The sequence below is a fragment of the Shewanella sp. TC10 genome (assembly GCF_009663145.1).
Taxonomy (GTDB): Bacteria; Pseudomonadota; Gammaproteobacteria; order Enterobacterales; family Shewanellaceae; genus Shewanella.
In genome coordinates this window covers 1-16,694 of sequence record NZ_VKHR01000011.1, presented here as the reverse complement: position 1 = coordinate 16,694, position 16,694 = coordinate 1, and the positions used below count along the sequence as shown (strand labels likewise).

17 protein-coding genes and 1 pseudogene are annotated in these 16,694 nt (G+C 39.2%); 5 read left to right on the top strand and 13 right to left on the bottom strand.

The window, feature by feature from the left end:
- Positions 1-137 precede the first annotated feature (137 nt).
- Positions 138-479 carry a Grx4 family monothiol glutaredoxin gene (locus FNZ24_RS05615; protein WP_102526235.1) on the top strand — a complete coding sequence of 114 codons (342 nt, stop codon included), beginning with the start codon at positions 138-140 and terminating at the stop codon, positions 477-479.
- A gap of 87 nt (positions 480-566) precedes the next feature.
- On the opposite strand, the gene FNZ24_RS05610 is transcribed toward FNZ24_RS05615, so the two are convergent.
- Positions 567-1,799 carry a uracil-xanthine permease family protein gene (locus FNZ24_RS05610; RefSeq protein WP_153913484.1) on the bottom strand — a complete coding sequence of 411 codons (1,233 nt, stop codon included), beginning with the start codon at positions 1,797-1,799 and terminating at the stop codon, positions 567-569.
- 205 nt (positions 1,800-2,004) lie between these two features.
- Here FNZ24_RS05610 and FNZ24_RS05605 point away from each other — a divergent pair, with 205 nt between their 5' ends.
- Together FNZ24_RS05605 and hda are read left to right on the top strand one after the other, a co-directional pair.
- Positions 2,005-3,099: a DUF2066 domain-containing protein gene (locus FNZ24_RS05605; RefSeq protein ID WP_153913483.1), complete on the top strand. Its 1,095-nt coding sequence runs from the start codon at positions 2,005-2,007 to the stop codon at positions 3,097-3,099.
- A gap of 178 nt (positions 3,100-3,277) precedes the next feature.
- Entirely contained in the window at positions 3,278-3,988 is a 711-nt protein-coding gene (gene hda, locus FNZ24_RS05600) for a DnaA inactivator Hda (protein ID WP_153913482.1), read from the top strand.
- 134 nt (positions 3,989-4,122) lie between these two features.
- Here hda and FNZ24_RS05595 read toward each other — a convergent pair whose 3' ends face one another.
- The 4 genes from FNZ24_RS05595 to FNZ24_RS05580 all read right to left on the bottom strand — a co-directional run bounded on the left by FNZ24_RS05595 (position 4,123) and on the right by FNZ24_RS05580 (position 8,625).
- Positions 4,123-6,135 carry a hypothetical protein gene (locus FNZ24_RS05595; protein WP_194945003.1) on the bottom strand — a complete coding sequence of 671 codons (2,013 nt, stop codon included), beginning with the start codon at positions 6,133-6,135 and terminating at the stop codon, positions 4,123-4,125.
- 181 nt (positions 6,136-6,316) lie between these two features.
- On the bottom strand, positions 6,317-6,694 hold the full coding sequence (locus FNZ24_RS05590; protein WP_153913481.1) for a DUF2069 domain-containing protein: 378 nt from the start codon (positions 6,692-6,694) through the stop codon (positions 6,317-6,319).
- An 8-nt stretch (positions 6,695-6,702) separates the two neighbouring features.
- Positions 6,703-7,053 (bottom strand): arsenate reductase (glutaredoxin), encoded by a 351-nt coding sequence (gene arsC, locus FNZ24_RS05585; RefSeq protein WP_153913480.1) that lies wholly within the window; start codon positions 7,051-7,053, stop codon positions 6,703-6,705.
- A gap of 102 nt (positions 7,054-7,155) precedes the next feature.
- Positions 7,156-8,625 carry a M48 family metalloprotease gene (locus tag FNZ24_RS05580; protein WP_153913479.1) on the bottom strand — a complete coding sequence of 490 codons (1,470 nt, stop codon included), beginning with the start codon at positions 8,623-8,625 and terminating at the stop codon, positions 7,156-7,158.
- Between the two features lie 128 nt (positions 8,626-8,753).
- Here FNZ24_RS05580 and FNZ24_RS05575 point away from each other — a divergent pair, with 128 nt between their 5' ends.
- Positions 8,754-8,981, top strand: coding sequence for a sulfurtransferase TusA family protein (locus tag FNZ24_RS05575; RefSeq protein ID WP_153913478.1), 228 nt, complete (start codon positions 8,754-8,756; stop codon positions 8,979-8,981).
- Positions 8,982-9,056: 75 nt separating this feature from the next.
- Positions 9,057-10,151, top strand: a complete 1,095-nt coding sequence (locus tag FNZ24_RS05570; protein ID WP_153913477.1) for an AI-2E family transporter — start codon at positions 9,057-9,059, stop codon at positions 10,149-10,151.
- A gap of 84 nt (positions 10,152-10,235) precedes the next feature.
- Here the strand turns inward: FNZ24_RS05570 and FNZ24_RS05565 are convergent, their stop codons facing one another.
- The 8 genes and pseudogenes from FNZ24_RS05565 to FNZ24_RS05530 form a co-directional block, all read right to left on the bottom strand.
- The gene (locus FNZ24_RS05565) at positions 10,236-10,445 is read right to left on the bottom strand and encodes a DUF2897 family protein (protein WP_153913476.1); all 210 of its coding nucleotides are present in this window, start codon (positions 10,443-10,445) and stop codon (positions 10,236-10,238) included.
- A 26-nt stretch (positions 10,446-10,471) separates the two neighbouring features.
- Complete coding sequence (kdsB, locus tag FNZ24_RS05560; RefSeq protein WP_153913475.1) at positions 10,472-11,209, bottom strand: 8-amino-3,8-dideoxy-manno-octulosonate cytidylyltransferase KdsB; 738 nt, start codon at positions 11,207-11,209, stop codon at positions 10,472-10,474.
- 72 nt (positions 11,210-11,281) lie between these two features.
- The gene (gene kdnB / locus FNZ24_RS05555) at positions 11,282-12,352 is read right to left on the bottom strand and encodes a 3-deoxy-alpha-D-manno-octulosonate 8-oxidase KdnB (protein ID WP_153913474.1); all 1,071 of its coding nucleotides are present in this window, start codon (positions 12,350-12,352) and stop codon (positions 11,282-11,284) included.
- 84 nt (positions 12,353-12,436) lie between these two features.
- Positions 12,437-13,621, bottom strand: a complete 1,185-nt coding sequence (gene kdnA, locus FNZ24_RS05550) for an 8-amino-3,8-dideoxy-alpha-D-manno-octulosonate transaminase KdnA (protein ID WP_153913473.1) — start codon at positions 13,619-13,621, stop codon at positions 12,437-12,439.
- Positions 13,622-13,907: 286 nt separating this feature from the next.
- Complete coding sequence (gene can / locus FNZ24_RS05545; RefSeq protein ID WP_153913472.1) at positions 13,908-14,537, bottom strand: carbonate dehydratase; 630 nt, start codon at positions 14,535-14,537, stop codon at positions 13,908-13,910.
- A 143-nt stretch (positions 14,538-14,680) separates the two neighbouring features.
- Complete coding sequence (locus FNZ24_RS05540) at positions 14,681-15,496, bottom strand: alpha/beta fold hydrolase (protein ID WP_153913471.1); 816 nt, start codon at positions 15,494-15,496, stop codon at positions 14,681-14,683.
- A 117-nt stretch (positions 15,497-15,613) separates the two neighbouring features.
- A complete protein-coding gene (locus tag FNZ24_RS05535; protein ID WP_153913470.1) occupies positions 15,614-16,312 on the bottom strand; it encodes a M15 family metallopeptidase in 699 nt (232 codons plus the stop codon).
- Positions 16,303-16,653 (bottom strand): annotated as a pseudogene (locus FNZ24_RS05530) (M20/M25/M40 family metallo-hydrolase); the annotation flags it as partial. The pseudogene FNZ24_RS05530 and the gene FNZ24_RS05535, both read right to left, overlap by 10 nt.
- Positions 16,654-16,694 lie beyond the last annotated feature (41 nt).

Genomic DNA, 16,694 nt, shown 5'->3' with positions numbered 1-16,694 from the left:
ATTGTTTGATGATTTATGTCGATAGACGCAATCTAAAAAAGTTATTTTTATTATAACCCTACAAACTGTGGGATTTTGTTCTTGGCTTAGCTCGCGTACAATGGCTGAAGATTATTAAGTTGCACTTAGGAATTACAATGGAAACAGTAGACAAGATTAAACAGCAAATCAGTGAAAACCCAATCATCGTATACATGAAAGGGTCACCAAAGTTACCAAGCTGTGGTTTTTCATCTCAAGTCGCTCAAGTTATGATTAACTGTGGTGAGCAGTTTGCATTCGTTGATATTTTACAGCACCCAGATATTCGTGCTGAATTACCAAAATTTGCTAACTGGCCTACATTCCCACAATTATGGGTAGAAGGTGAGTTGATTGGTGGTTGTGACATCATCACTGAAATGTACCAAAAAGGCGAATTACAGCCAATTATCAAAGAAACTGCTGATAAATTTCGCACAGAAGAAGACGCTGAATAATATTCAATAGACCTATTTTGTAGGTTGAGTTAGCTTGATACAATAAAGCCCTAATCTGGATTCAGTTAGGGCTTTTTTATTAAGGTTTTAACTTTCTATTTTTTCTGATTCAGGGGTTTTAGGTAATATAAGATTCATAACGATTGCTACTAAACCACACAAACTAATCCCCGTTAAACTGAACTCTCCAATACCAAAAGCCATTCCGCCAATACCAAATACTAATGTCACGCCAACAATACTTAAGTTTCGTGGTTCATTTAAATCAACTTGATTACGTATTAATGCGTTTAGACCTACTGCAGCAATAGAACCAAACAATAGACACATAATTCCGCCCATTACTGGTAAAGGAATAGTTTGCATCAGTGCGCCTAATTTACCGATGAAAGCCAAAATGATTGCCGTTATTGCGGTCCATGTCATGATCCGCGGATCAAAACTCTTTGTTAGCGTCACTGCGCCTGTAACTTCCGAATAAGTGGTATTTGGTGGACCACCAAAAGCTGATGCTGCCATGGTTGCGATGCCGTCACCTGTTAAAGTGCGATGCAAGCCTGGTTTTTTCATATAATCTTTACCAGTAACATTTGAAATTGCCAGTAAATCACCAATGTGCTCAACAGCTGGAGCAATAGCTACTGGGATCATAAACAGAATTGCTTGCCAGTGAAATTCTGGTGCGACAAATCTTGGGACTGCGAGCCAAGGAGCTTGTTGAACTGGACTGAAATCAACAATACCAAATGCCATGCTTAAGCCATAACCGACTAAAATCCCTGCTAAAATAGGCATAACCTTTAAAATACCTTTAGCGAAAACGGCAATGGCAACTGTGGTTGAAAGGGACATGATAGCGATAAATAGGGCAATGTTTTGATCAACTAAAACTGCACTGCCATCACCTGTTTTACCTAAAGCCATATTCACCGCCATAGGCGCAAGTCCAAGGCCAATGATGATGATCACCGGACCGACAACCACGGGTGGTAAAAGCTTATGAATAAAACCACTACCTTTAACTTTAACTAATGCTCCCAATATGACATACACAAAGCCAGCAACCATTAAACCGCCCATGGTCGCGGGTATCCCCCATGTTTGTACGCCATACATAATAGGTGCAATAAACGCAAAGGATGAAGCAAGGAAAATAGGGACATGTCTTTTGGTGACTAATTGAAATAACAGGGTACCTATACCTGCAGTGAATAATGCCACACTGGTATCTAGACCACTGAGCAGCGGCATCAATACTAAAGCGCCAAATGCGACAAAAAGCATTTGAGCTCCTTGCAATGGGATGAATAAACGATTCATATGTTGATAGTTTCCATTCAGGTATAAATTAAGCTGTAAGATAGGCCAATATTGGTTAAATGTCTGTAATATAAATCAAGTTTATGAGCTGTTTACTGACAGAGATGAACTAAAACACTTCAAACATTGGTAAGGGAATGTAATTTTAGAAGCAAAATTAATATGCTACACTTCGAGCACTTTCATCTATTGCTATTATTTTCCTATGCAAAAAATATTTTTACAAATTATTGTTATTAGTACGCTATTTGGCATTTATAGTCCTAAAACGATTTCTGCTGAAATTGGCCTTTTAGACGAGGCTGATGTTGTTGTGTCTTCAAGAGCAAGAACGGAGCGACAAGCTGCGTTAAAAACAGCATTGTCATCAGTATTTGTAAAAAATTCAGGTTTACCTTCTGTCTTAGAACACCCGTTAGTTAAAGCGCAAATCAATAAACCTGAAGTCTTGTTAACCCAATACGGCTATAGGGAAATAGATGATGAACTGACTTTAAAAGCCAACTTTGATCATAAACGTATTATATCTACGCTTCGCCAAGCAGATCTCCCTGTTTGGGGACGTCAACGCCCGTTAACGTTATTGTGGTTGTCGATTGAAGATGAAGGTGAGCGTAGTATTTTATCTGATGCATCCGAGCTTGATACTCGCGCTCAGATTGATTTAGATTCAAGTAATAAAGGTATTCCGGTCATTTTGCCTGTAATGGATTTAGATGATGTGATGAAAATCAGCGTATCTGATGTAAGAGGTATGTTTACTGATGTGGTTGCTGATGCATCAACGAGATACCGTGCCGATTACTTTGCTGTTGCAGATATGGATAAAGTAGGTGGTTTTGTTCGTTTTCAAGTGTCTTTATTTGATAAAGACAGTCAAGGCGGCATCATGCAACCATTAATCCATCACCAAGCTGAAGTACTTGATTACCAAGAGGCTACAGATCAAATTCTTAGCACTTTAGCCGAATACTTTGTTAGCCAGTATGCTTTTGCTGATAGTGGCAATAGCGCCGAAACATTACTGTCTTTGACTGGCGTCCAAAGTATGGCGCAGTTAGTTGAAATTGAGTCTTACTTGAATCAACTTAGTGCAATTAAAGCGGTGAGTTTGAGTCAATTTAAAGCGAATACCGTCACTTATAAGCTTGAATTATTTGGTGATGCAGATGATTTACAGAAGTTACTGAATATTAATAAGCGTCTCACCGAAATCCCTCAATTAGATACCAATGATGAATTAGCTGACATGAAATTTGCTCCTGAGCAAGTCACGACTCTTTTCTATCAGTGGCATTAATCATTAGTGCTATTTTTTGAGCAAATGATATTACGCAAAATGCCTTTTCCTCAATAGATACGTGATAACGGTCTAACTGTTCGCTGTTGAACAAGTTAGACCGCTTATTCAGCAACAGACATTGAAACGATTGTGTTATACTTACAGTCGCTTGTTTACATTATTAGAGAATTTTTGAGTGACCCAAAACTCACCAAAACAACTATCGTTACCCGTATACTTACCTGACGATGAAACTTTTCAAAGTTATTATCCAGCTGTGGGTAATGATGAGTTAATTCAAAAGCTTCAAGCTACTGCAGAAGGCAGTTTGTCGTCTAGTTTATATTTATTTGGCCCCGTTAAGTCTGGCCGAACTCATCTAATGCATGCTGCTTGTGCCCATGCAAACGATCTTGATAGACGTACTTTATATATTCCGCTCGGGATCCATGCCAGTATTTCGCCTGCGCTTTTCGAAGGTGTTGAGTCACTTCATTTAATCTGTATTGATGATATAGATGCCATTGCAGGTCATCCTATTTGGGAAGAAGCGTTATTTCATTTGTATAATCGCGTTGCTGAACAAGATGATTGCCGATTAATTGTCAGCGGTAGTTCATCTCCAACAGAAGCTGGTTTTGCATTACCTGATTTAATTTCTCGTATGCAATGGGGCTTAATTTATCAGCTACAGCCAATGGCTGATGAAGAGAAGTTACTTGCATTGCAACGAAGAGCAGCAATGCGAGGCTTACAGCTTTCTGATGAAGTAGGGCGCTTCTTATTAACGCGAATGGCACGTGATTTACGAACATTATTTGATGTTCTTGATAAGCTCGATAAAGCTTCTATGGTTCATCAGCGCAAGTTAACCATTCCTTTCATAAAAGAAATGTTAAGGCTTTAATTTAGGTTAATTGATGAATAAGAAGCCACCGAGAAGGTGGCTTTTTTGATTGTGACTTTATGGTTATTCGATACCAATCACTTTGATAAATTGATAAATAGTTACATAGCAGCGATTAATATTCACTGAATGCGTTAACGTTTAGGTAATGGCATTTCTTTATGTTCTCTTCCAACTTGTAGAGGACGCTTCTCAGCCTCTGTACCCATTGCACTTATACTGCTCATGATAGACTTTGACTGTGTATTGCTTGGACTAATACCAATGTTTTCAAACCAATCTAAGCCCGCAGTCATATTAATGGGTTCAGGCAAAGCATTGAGTAATGTTTTACCATCAACTTCAGGCATAATTTCATCAATTACAAATGCAGCTCTATCCAGTAGTTCTGCCGAGCCTATTCGACCTCGTTGACCCCAGTCAACGATATACTCTGTGGTGTCAGTGACAGCCACATCTCTTTGTATTTGATATCGATGACTCATAAATGACTCTTCAAATAACATAGCTGCATCTTCTCGTGTGGAAGAATAGGCATAATAGTCATTGGCATGGTCAGTTAAAAAGAAACTTGTTACATCGCCTGGTAAATAAGCTTTTTGGGTGTTATTTGCTGTATCGCCTAAAAAACTGACCCCAGCTAACCCAAACATTTCACTACTAGTCAGCGGGTCAACATTTTGTAGTTGATCCGATATGAGGGCGTTGTTGTCCGTACGGCGATAAAAGTCATCAATTAATGTAGGACCAGTTAACGTGCTATGAATCGAGCGCGGGAAAAAGTCATTCGCATGAGCCAGTTCGTGGTAAAGCAAACTGGCTAAACTTGGGGTGATGTCTGCTAATGTTCTGGTTTGTCTTTGGGTTCGATCGTAGCTACTGTAGGCATAGTCATTATCTTTTACATATCGCCAAGGCATTATAAATTGCAAATCATTACCAAAATCACTTCGATAATCTGGTGCTTCGTTAATGCTGTCACGTTGCTCTGGTGTAAACCATAGATATTCAGGATCTAAATAAATAGCCCCTGTTGCCACCCAATAAAAAGAAGGTCTGATATCTGAGCTAATGACAACAGCGGTTACAGATTGAAGTAGTTTGATGAAATCGCTATTGGGATCTGCTTGAGTCAAAAAGGTTTCGAAGTTCTCACCCATCCAATCGTGTGAAACCACAACTCGGTCCATAACCGAATTAATATTTTCAGAATTAGCGACTTGGCCAATTAAGGGTAAATCCGCAATATTACAAGTTTGATTCAGCTGGTTTGAATAGACACAATCAGATGCATTTTCAGCATAAATTGATGTTTGATTATACGAATAAGTTCGTGCAACAGCTTGGTCAAAATAAGGTGATGTAATGCTAGATTCCGCAGTCACCATAACAAACACTTCATCTGAAAAAGTTTCACCGGCAAACTGGCCAGTGGCTTTTAATCCGATAATACTATCAGCGCTTACTGCAGGAGCCGTAAACAAGGGGCGTTCAGGGTTTGTTAAATCAAGTTCTACAGCTTGATTTGAGAAATAACACCATTCAATATCGTCAACCAATTGGTTATTTATGCGCTCAACACGAAGGCTGACACCGTTTCCTTGAACGACTTGATGATCGCTGTTGATGTTTAATTGGTTTGTTGTTTCATTAGCAGTAATGCTAATAGTTTCACTAAGGTTAGTTTGTGCGCCTGAAACATTGACTGAAAAGCCATATTCACCTGACTCTGGAATAATAAACGATAAAACGGGACTGTTTTGAGATACAAGAGAAATGGCAGGGCCAGATGTTTGCTGCCACTGATAAGTGAGTCCAGCTGAATTACTGTTGTTAACGCTGGCAATTATTACAGCGGATTGTCCTGCGGAATAAGCTTGCTCAACATTGAAGCTAAGTGCTGAAGAGGTATTGATTTGAGTAAGACCAGAGCTAGTTTCACAAGTATTAATGGGTAATGAGTTATCTGGCGTACTTTGATCTATATTGTCTGATGAATCGCTAGAACCACCACAGCCACTTAGAATAACTGAAGCAACCACCAAATTTAATATGGCATACTTTGGGGCTCTATATTGCTGTTTTTTACAGGCTAGCTTGTTCAAATTACTTTTATCAAACATAGCGTTATGGCTTAACGTCTTCATACACAATCTCCGTTGCTTATTACCACATTCAATCAAATGACTGACATTTCACTATAGCATGGGATTTGTTGTACAAAAAGAGTGGATTAACTGACTAGTAACAGCGAATTAATGTTTTATTTACCCTGTTTTGTCGAATAAAAAAGCGCCGAAAGGCGCTTTGTATTGATACGTTAGCAAATTAGCTATCTTTAGATTTTTTCTTTAAACCTAAACCTAGCTCTCTACCACGCATACGTGCATAAAATGGAAACCCGACTAATAAAGCACTTATTAATACTGATTCAATCAACGCAAAATAAAGTGCGTCTTCAGTAACATAAACTAAGGTTAAACCATGGAGCAAATATAGACATAAAATAAAACTTGCCCATGCGTAAGTGTAAGGTTTACCTGTTAATATTCCTTTTATTGGTAAAAGTAACGGTACTATCCACAATAAGCTAAATACCATAGAGTATTCGCCAGTCATCCCTTGTTGTATAAACCATCCAGATAACAGCATCAGTAATGCAACATAACCAGTACGACAAAGCTGAAATAAAGTTTGTGTGGTCATCTTATTACTCACAGAATAGCTAAAACATTTTCAGGTGGACGGCCAATTGCGGCTTTACCATTAGCAAGGGCTATTGGTCTTTCAATTAACTTTGGCGTATCTATCATCGCTTGCACTAGTTGAGCTTGAGTAAGTGTTTCATCGGATAGATTTTGTTCTTTGTATTCAGTTTCTTTGGTGCGCATTAATTGCCTAGGATCAATCGTAAGTAGTGCCAAAATTTGATTGATGTCTTCAGTTGTCGGTACATTTTTTAAGTATTCAACAATAGTGACATTGGCATTATTTTCTTCAAGCAAGGCGAGTGTTTGTCTGCTTTTTGAACAGCGAGGGTTGTGGTAAAGCGTTACATTGGTCATAGGATCACTTGTTATCTTTATTTTGGCGACAGTTTATCAAACTTTGATTAGGTTGGTTAGCCACATCTATCGATGTGGCTTGGTTAGATTTGAAATTGAAAATTATTGTAATGCGTCTAAAGAACGCTTAGCTTGGCGGAATTGTCGGATACGAGCTTCAATTCTGGCGATTTGTAAGGTTTGGCCTTCGGAGTGACGATAAGCGTAATTGAGCTGATCAATCGCGCCGTCATAATTGGCGGCAAGTGCCATTGCTTCTGCGTTACTGTAATGCTCAAGTGCCTTATTTCCTAGCTTACGATAAGCTTGAGTCATTATTTGATACGGCAATACATTTTGCCTGTCTAAGAAAATCAGATCTTCCAATAGTGGAATAGCATTTCGCGGCTGATCAGCTTCAACGTAGATATTGGCTAAGTTTGCCGCAATCACCAAGGATGTGGGTTTCAACCTGTGGTGATGCTTTAGTAATTCAATAGCCGTTTCGTAATCATCACGCTGGGCTAATAAATCTGTCTTGGTATCAATATAAAATAAGTTATTACGATCGTTTTCGAGCAACTCATCAATAATGGCTTCAGACTCTTCAAATTTTTTGGTTCTAAATAAAGCTAAGGCTTTGCCATAAAGCGCCGCACTTTTAAATGTGTAGTTTTTCTTCTTTAATTGTTTTTCAAATAATGAAATCGCAGCTTGATCGCTATAGCTTGAAAATCGAACCTGAATTCGCGCTTTTGCTAACTGATAGTTCAGCTGATCTGGTATATATCGGTTCGGATATTGAGCCGCTCTATTTCGCGCATCGGTAATACGTGATTCTGGTAATGGGTGAGTCAATAACATTTGTGGTGGCGTGCTAGTGAAGCGATAGCGAATGGCAAGTTTTTGGAAAAAGTCAGATGCACCATTAGGGTCAAAACCGGCATCAGCCAGAATTTGCATGCCGATTCTATCTGCTTCACGCTCATGCAGACGGGTAAAGTTAATTCTTGCTTGAGTGGATAGTGCCTGGGTTGTTGCTAAGGCTGCCATACCAGCTTGAGGAGCTGCGATAGTTAACAGAATTGCGCCTAGCATACCCACAATTGTCGCTGTTGAACTTTTATCCTGTGCTTCAAGAGAACGTGCTAAATGTCGTTGAGTAACGTGAGTAATTTCATGTGCAAGAACCGATGCTAATTCGCTTTCAGTGTCTGCATGTAAAAATAGCCCTGTATGAACCCCAACATGACCACCAAAGAATGCAAATGCGTTAATCTCATCATTTCTTAATAGGAAGAAATAAAAGGGCGTTTTTACACCAGTCGCATGTGCCACTAATTTGTTACCAAGCTCGGATAAATATTGGTTTAATACTGGGTCACTAATAACTGGCGCCGAGGAGCGTATGACGCGCATATAAGCGTCACCGTAAACCATTTCTTTTTCGAGACTGAAGGTATTTACCGCAGCCGTACCAAGATCAGGAAGGTCATTATTTGCGAAGCTTTTAGCAACTCCTGCGGTTAGCAATAAGCTGACAGCAGTGGTAACAACACCTTTAGAAAACTGAGAAAACGATAATTTGCGCAAATGAAACCTTTATTATAATTATTTCAACAGGGTGGAGAGCAAAAATACCACCACACCTCAATGGTATCGCTTGTGGTTTTTTGTCCTTGCTAGGATAATAGCCATAGAATGTGTAAAGCAAGTTCATAATGAAATTTATTGATTTAACAGCTTATCAATGTCCTTATCCCTTGGTGCAAACTAAGCTAGCATTAAAAAAAATGCAACCAGGTGAAAAGTTGGCAATTAGTATCTCTGACTCTGGTTCACGCCAAGATGTTCCGCTGTTTTTAAAAAAATTTGGCTACCAAGTTCAAATAACCGATGACAATGACAAATCAATGTCATTAAGCATCACAAAACTTAACAATATATAAGTATAATCCTAGTATTCTATTAAGATAAACTTCGATTATAACAACTCAAACTGTGACTTCTTTTTAGGTAACACAATGCTCTCATTTTTAAACGATTGGTATAAAGCCAGGTTCAGTGATCCACAAGCGATTACATTATTGTTTATTTTGCTTGGGATTGGTTTATTACTTTATTTTGCTGGAGGTTTGCTGGCACCGTTACTAGTGGCGCTAGTGTTGGCATTTTTACTGGAGTGGCCTGTTGCGCAAATTGCACGTTTTGGTATTAACCGAACGTTAGGTGCTTCTTTGATATTAGTGCTCTTTATCGGTTTGATGGTGTTAGTCGCATTTGGACTTGTTCCAAGTCTTTGGAGACAGGGCATATCCTTGGCTACTGATTTACCGCTAATGATTGATACTGGGATGCAATCGCTGGTTTCTTTCAGCGAAAAATATCCTCAGTACATTAGTGTTGAGCAAATTGATGCGATGGTGATTGAACTTAAAAAGCTTGTTGATACACAACATCTATTGGATATCGGTAAACAGTTACTGGGTTATTCAGCCTCATTACTTGTACTGATGGTTTACGTTATCTTAGTGCCGTTATTAGTGTTCTTCTTTTTAAAAGATAAAGATCAACTTATCAAAAGCAGTAAACGTTTTTTCCCAAACAATCGTGACCTTGCTAGAAATGTATGGTTTGAAATGGATCAGCAAATCTTCAATTACATTCGCGGTAAAGTAATTGAAATCGTGATTGTCGGTACTGTAAGTTATATTTTCTTTGCTGTTATGGGATTAAGATATTCAGCGCTATTGGGTGTATTAACAGGGCTATCAGTTCTCATTCCTTACGTGGGCGCGACATTAGTAACATTACCAATTGCACTGGTTGCGTTTGTACAGTGGGGCGTGAGTCCTGAGTTCGGTTATGTAATGATAGGTTACGGCGTTATTCAGGCATTAGACGGTAATGTGCTAGTTCCTATTTTATTTTCAGACGCTGTTGATTTGCACCCTGTGTTAATTATTGCTGCAGTATTAGTGTTTGGTGGCCTGTGGGGAGTTTGGGGAGTATTTTTTGCAATCCCACTAGCATCACTTGTCAAAGCTGTGATTAACGCTTGGCCTGACACTGGTCAGCCATTAGTTGCTAAACGAGATGATGAAGCAGAACCTAACTGATAGGTTCAAAAGCTGAATTGAAAAAGAGACTCAAATGAGTCTCTTTTTTTAAAGTGCAATTTATTTGGTTCTGTGTGCTTTGTTTTAGTGACCCGTTTTATTATTGTCACTATCAGCAGAAGGTTCAGTTTTGTCGCTATCAGTATCAGAGTGACTTTCATTATTAGGCTTTTTAGGATCACCAAACTGAGGCATCTTAAATTTAGCACTGTATTTCAGTACTGCTAAATTACTGGCAATGATGCCAACAACTAAGATAATAATAATCCATACTTCTAAACCAGATAAATCCATGGCGACCTCAATGAATTATAATGCGTTTAATCAACAGCTAAACGTTGCTCACATTTGCGAATATCTTCAGGTGTGTCCACTTCTGGCGAATCAAACGCGCTAATTGCGACTTTGATTTTATGGCCATATTCTAGTGCACGGAGCTGCTCTAACTTCTCTAAATCTTCTAAACGTCCAAGAGGTAACTTAGCAAAAGCGTTAACAAAGCGACGGGTGTATGCATAAACACCTAAGTGTTTATAAACTGGATAGTCGTCAGTATCGCGGCCAAAAGGAATACATGAGCGAGAAAAATATAATGCGTTAAATTCATTATCGAATACCATTTTAACATGAAGTGGGTCATCACGTTCTTGTTTGTCGATAATCTCAAAGCCTAATGTCGCCATTTCAAACTCACCTGGATGGCGTTCAAAAAGACTGATAATTTGTTCAATAGAAATTGGATCAATAAGAGGTTGATCGCCTTGAAGGTTAATCACTAAATCATCATCAGCTAAACCTAGCTGGCTAATAGCGTCATTGATGCGATCTGTGCCTGATGCTGCTTCTGGGCTTGTCATCACAACTTGACCACCAAATGACTCTACCGCTTCTTTAATGCGGTCATCATCGGTTGCAACATAAATATTATCTAATCCTTTGGCTAATGAAGCACGTTCGAAAACGTGTTGGATCATTGGCTTACCATTGATTGGTGCTAATGGTTTGCCTGGAAAACGGCTAGAACCATATCTAGCAGGGATTAAAAGAGTAACTTTCATCAATAAACCTACTTATCTTAAACGATAAACAAAAGGGCTCTAATGAGCCCTTATAATTAGCTTAGGGCTAAACTATATACGACGGAATAGCTTAGTTAGCATTTCATCGGTAACTTTTTCTTCCCAGCCTGCGCCGTAAACATTGTCCCATAATGGTCCCATGCTCTTGGTGACAGCAACCATCTTAGCGATAGTTTCATCTGGTAAATCTCTACAGATATTTTTCGGTAACGTGATGTTATGAACTTCCATCATTTTACGGAATTCTTTAACGCCTTCAGGATAAAACTCTTCAAGAACGTCAAACGCTAAACAGTTACCAATACCGTGATGGTAGCCTAGTACATAGCCTAAACCGTAAGAAACAGCGTGACATGCGCCGACTTGGCTGTAAGCGATACTCATACCACCCATGTACGATGCCATCATTAGTTTATCGTCTTTTTCTTCGTGGTTATCAACGAAGACTTCACGACATAAGTCCATAGACTTTTCAGCAAATGCTTTGGCAAACTCGTTTAGGTAAGTCCCTTCTAACGATTCAACACAGTGGATGTAGCAATCCATACCAGTGTAGAACCATTGATCAGTCGGTACGCCAGCAATAAGTTCTGAATCCATGATGATTTGGTCAAATACGGTGTAATCTGAATTCAAACCAAGTTTACGAACAGGGCCACAAAGAACAGCGGTGCGTGATGCTTCTGCACCAGTACCTGAAACTGTTGGAATACCAATGTGATGAACTGCAGGGTTCTTAATCAGATCCCAACCTTGGTATTCAGCACTGCCGCCTTCATTAGTCAGCATGAGTGAAACAGCTTTTGCTAAATCGAGTGTAGAACCACCACCCAGACCAATAACACTCACTGGAAGTTTAGTATTGAACGCTTGAACTTGTTCAGTCAGTGCATCGACTTGTTTAGTTGTTGGCTCATCATCAACGTTCACATAGATAAGTAAATCATGTGCTTTAGCTGGTACACGGCCAGCAAGAGGCTTATCTTGATGAACGTCATCAACTAGAAATACAACGAAGTCATTTTCAACTTTACGTTCTTCAGCTAGCACTGCATCTAATTGAGCAAATGATCCACGACCAAAAATCATTTTTGGTACGCATTTGAAATTTTTGAAACTCATTACAACATTCTCCGTTGAGATTAGTACTGTAAAAAGTACTATCGCGCCAGAAAATATAAGGCGCGATAGAAATAATCTGATTAATTAAGCGAAAGCACGTTTGATGTTTTCAATACGCTGGGCTATTTCTTCTTCTGTCCAAGACAGTTTAATTAACATTGAAATAGTGCGGCTCATGATGGCATCAGACTTAGGTGTTTTAACCTTAGTGTAATCTGGACGATCTTGAATTAATGTGATCGGTAATGCAGCAGGAGATTTAAGATCTTGAATGTGCTTCCAGTTATTTAGGTAATGCCAGTTGTTCACATACCAGTAGAAGCATCCATCAACACCGTTTTCTGCTAACTTCTTATTGATTTCAACTGTGCGCTCTTCAGTTGGCATTAAGAAAGTAAGGAAGCCTGCAGAATCACCTTCAGGATCAGGGATTTCACGGAATGTGACTTCTGGAATATCTGCCATTGCATCTTTAATTAGCTTTTTGTTAGTGCGCTGAATATCGATGATTTTGTCTAATTTACGTAACTGAGCTAGACCCATTGCTGAGTTCATTTCAGAAATACGGAAGTTAAGCCCCATGATTGGGTGACCTTCAGCGCCGCGGTCATTACCAACATGATCATGACCATGATCTGAGAACATGTGAGAATGGTTGTAAATAGTTTCGTTATTAGTGATTACAGCGCCACCTTCACCACAAGTGATGGTTTTAACAGAATCAAACGAGTAACAACCCACGTCACCGATAGTGCCTAATGCTTTACCTTTATAACTGCCGCCAATGGCTTGACAAGCGTCTTCAAGGATCACTAAATTGTGTTTTTTACATACCGCTAAAATTTCATCCATTTTAGCCATAGAACCACACATATGAACAAGGTTAATTGCTTTTGTGCGTGGAGTAATTGCAGCTTCAATACCTTCAGGAGATAGACAAAGTGTTTCGTCAATCTCAGCGAAAATTGGCACAGCGCCAGCCATAAATACAGCTTCTACTGAGGCAACAAAAGTAAACGGAGGAACGATAACTTCATCACCAGCGCCAATACCTGCGGCAGCCATAGCTGTTTGTAATGCGGCGGTGCCACTAGAAACAAGATGCGCATGCTTAGCATTCATCTTTTCGCAAAGAAGGGCTTCCATCTCACGAGTCTTCCAACGATCATTACGCATGTGATCGAAGTTATAACGAAAGGTAAAACCATTTTCCATCACATCAGCGACTTCTTGCTTTTCCTCTGGACCAAATAATTCAAAACCTGGCATGGAAATTATCTCCTAAAAAATGCAGTGCGCGAGGTCGCGCTAAATAAACCCGAAGATTATAACTGGGTTAGGGCGTTAATTGCATTAACTATATGACGTTTACGTGTGATTGTATGGCAGATAAAGCGCTTTAGATTCATTAAAAGCTAATTTTCGTCTGAAGCACACTAAATTCAATGCACTAATGCTAGTTTATTGTAGACAAAAACGTCAAAGCCCACGTTTAAGTGGGCTTTGATATTTTAAAACTCAATATTTACGATTGAGAATCAATTAGTTTGTGTATTTAGACGGCTGAATCTTCTGAGTTATTTTTAGCATGTTCACTAAACACTGTGACATCTAAATCCGTCAGCAAACCATTATTAATTCCGTAAATCCAGCCGTGAACGGCAACTTCTTGACCTCTATCCCACGCATCTTGAACTATTGATGTACTGGTGACATTGGCAACTTGCTCCATGACGTTCAGCTCACACAGTCGATTAAAACGTTGTTCTTCGTCGAGCTCATTAAGATCCGCCTGATGCAAACGATAAATATCTTTTAGATGGCCTAACCAGTTATCAATGAGGCCGAAGCGCTCGTTACTCATTGACGCTTTAACACCACCACAACCGTAGTGACCTACAACCATGATGTGTTTAACCTTTAATACTTCAACAGCGTATTGAATCACTGATAAGCAGTTTAGGTCGGTGTGGATGACCATGTTTGCGATATTGCGGTGAACAAAAACTTCACCTGGCATCAAGTCAATAATTTGATTTGAGGGTACACGGCTATCTGAACAACCAATCCATAAGTATTCTGGATTTTGCTGCTCTGCCAGTTGTTTGAAGAAATCAGGGTCTTCTTCGTTTATACGCTCAGCCCAGCGGCGATTGTTATCAAAAAGAGGCTTAAGTAATTTCATTTATTGTTATAGACCCAAATAAAAGTGAAAGATGTAGAGTATATTTTAATCAGCTATTTAGCTGATGTTCATCAATTTCAAGAGTATATCAGCAAATTTGATTATGCTGGTCTATCCATTTGAATTAACGGTTTGAAAACATTTCAAGCCCCGTTAAGAAAACTTAACAAGAGTTGATTCACTTTTGTCGGTTGATCGATATTAGCAAAATGTCCAGCTTCTGCTATTTGGACTAACTGACTACCTGTAATGCAGTCTTGCATCAAATAAGCTTCTAGCATGGTTCTTAGCTGGTTTTGTTCACCAATCACAATTAAACAAGGCAAGGTAAACTGTTCAACAAGCTCTAATGTATCGCGTTTATATAAGGCTAATGGGCTGAATAATGCGAGGTGTTCAATTTGCTGTTTAGACAATTGGGTTAGTTGTTGCGTAAAGACGGTTTTAGCCTCTGATTGACTATTTGGGGTAAAGAATTTTTCGGCGACAGTTATAGCTAGCTCTTCATTACACTTGTTTTGCTGGCTGGCTTGATCAATCCAAGCTTGGTATTTAGCACAATTGACTTGTGGCTCAAACCCAATAAAACCATTTGCCATCACTAATTTCGTTATTTGTGCCGGTTTAGCGAGTACCATTTCTGCAGCGATAGCACTACCCGTGCCATTACCAATGACTGAACATTGGCTGATGTCTAATGAGGCCAGAAGGGCTAAGCAATGTTCAGCAATTGTCACCAGTGATGTGGTACCTGATGGCATTGGATCTGATTTACCATGTGACCATAAATCGATTGCGATACAGCGATAATGTTCACTTAGGGCATCGATTTGAGGCTGCCACATTGTGTTATCTGCAAGAAAACCATGAATAAAAAATAAAACAGGTCCTTGGCCAACATCAGTAAAGTGAAGGTTTTGATTATTGATGTTAAAGCAGTGAGATTTTGATGGCGTCATGGAGTTCTCAAATAAGTGAAACGGTGATTAATGTTATTAATATAGATTAATTTACAAGCAAGCTTTGTATCTTAATTATCGATAATTCAAATTCGCTAGTTAAATGATGCCAGCGATTTACTTCGGGATATCGGCAACATAAAACACATACTGATCGACTAGTTCATCGAGCCTTTTAAGCAGGGCAGATTGTAAAGTGATTTCAGATTGAGACAAGAGCTGTCTTAAGGAATTTGGTTGATATTGTGATAAGAGCTTTGAAGACTCAGGGTAATAACTTAAATGCCATGGCTCTGGGCTAACCCCAGATTGATTTGGTTGATAAGGTAAGTAAAAACCAAATTGCTGTGCATGATTATTTAGCCAATGGGCCAAATTGGCGCAGGGTCCTTCATTGGCATATTCATCACTAACTAATTGCAAGTCAGCTTTATTAATCTGCTTTGCGTCAAAAACATCGATATCTGTGCCCCAATGATGCCGCGATGCACCGGGCAGAGCTGACCAGCATAAAATGGCATCAACCAATTCATTATCTGATAAAGATGATGGATCTAATCGCTGATTTTGAATATCAAGTAAAGGGCGTTTGCCTTGAGCTTTTCCATTCCAAATTGCCATTTGACGTTCGAAACTGCGATAAGCAGAACATACTTGGATATCAATGCCATCAGCTAATGCTTTTTGCTGCATTGATTTAAAGGCTGATAATGTTGCTTTAGTTAGCAGGAAATTACCAAATGGGACTAAGTGAGCATCATCCAGCCCATACAGGACTGGATGTGCTAGTGCTGGTAATGGCAACTTTATTTGCAAAGTAGCTTTTCCAAAATAGATTCATAGCACAGCGCTAAAATTTCTAAGTCTGAAATTTTCACGCATTCATTAATTTTATGAATAGTGGCATTCACAGGACCAAGCTCGATCACTTGTGCTCCGGTTGGGGCAATGAAACGACCATCTGAAGTACCACCAGAGGTTTGTGGATCAGTTTCATAACCAGTAACCTCAAGTATCGCGGCTTTAGTTGCCTCTAATAATGGACCGTCACCAGTTAAAAAAGGTAACCCATTGAACACCCAATCGATGTCGTAATTTAAACCGTGAGCATCTAGGATATTAAGCACGCGCTTAATTAATTCTTCAGCGGTAACTTCAGGTATTCAACTGAAGTTACCGCTGAAGAATTAATTAAGCG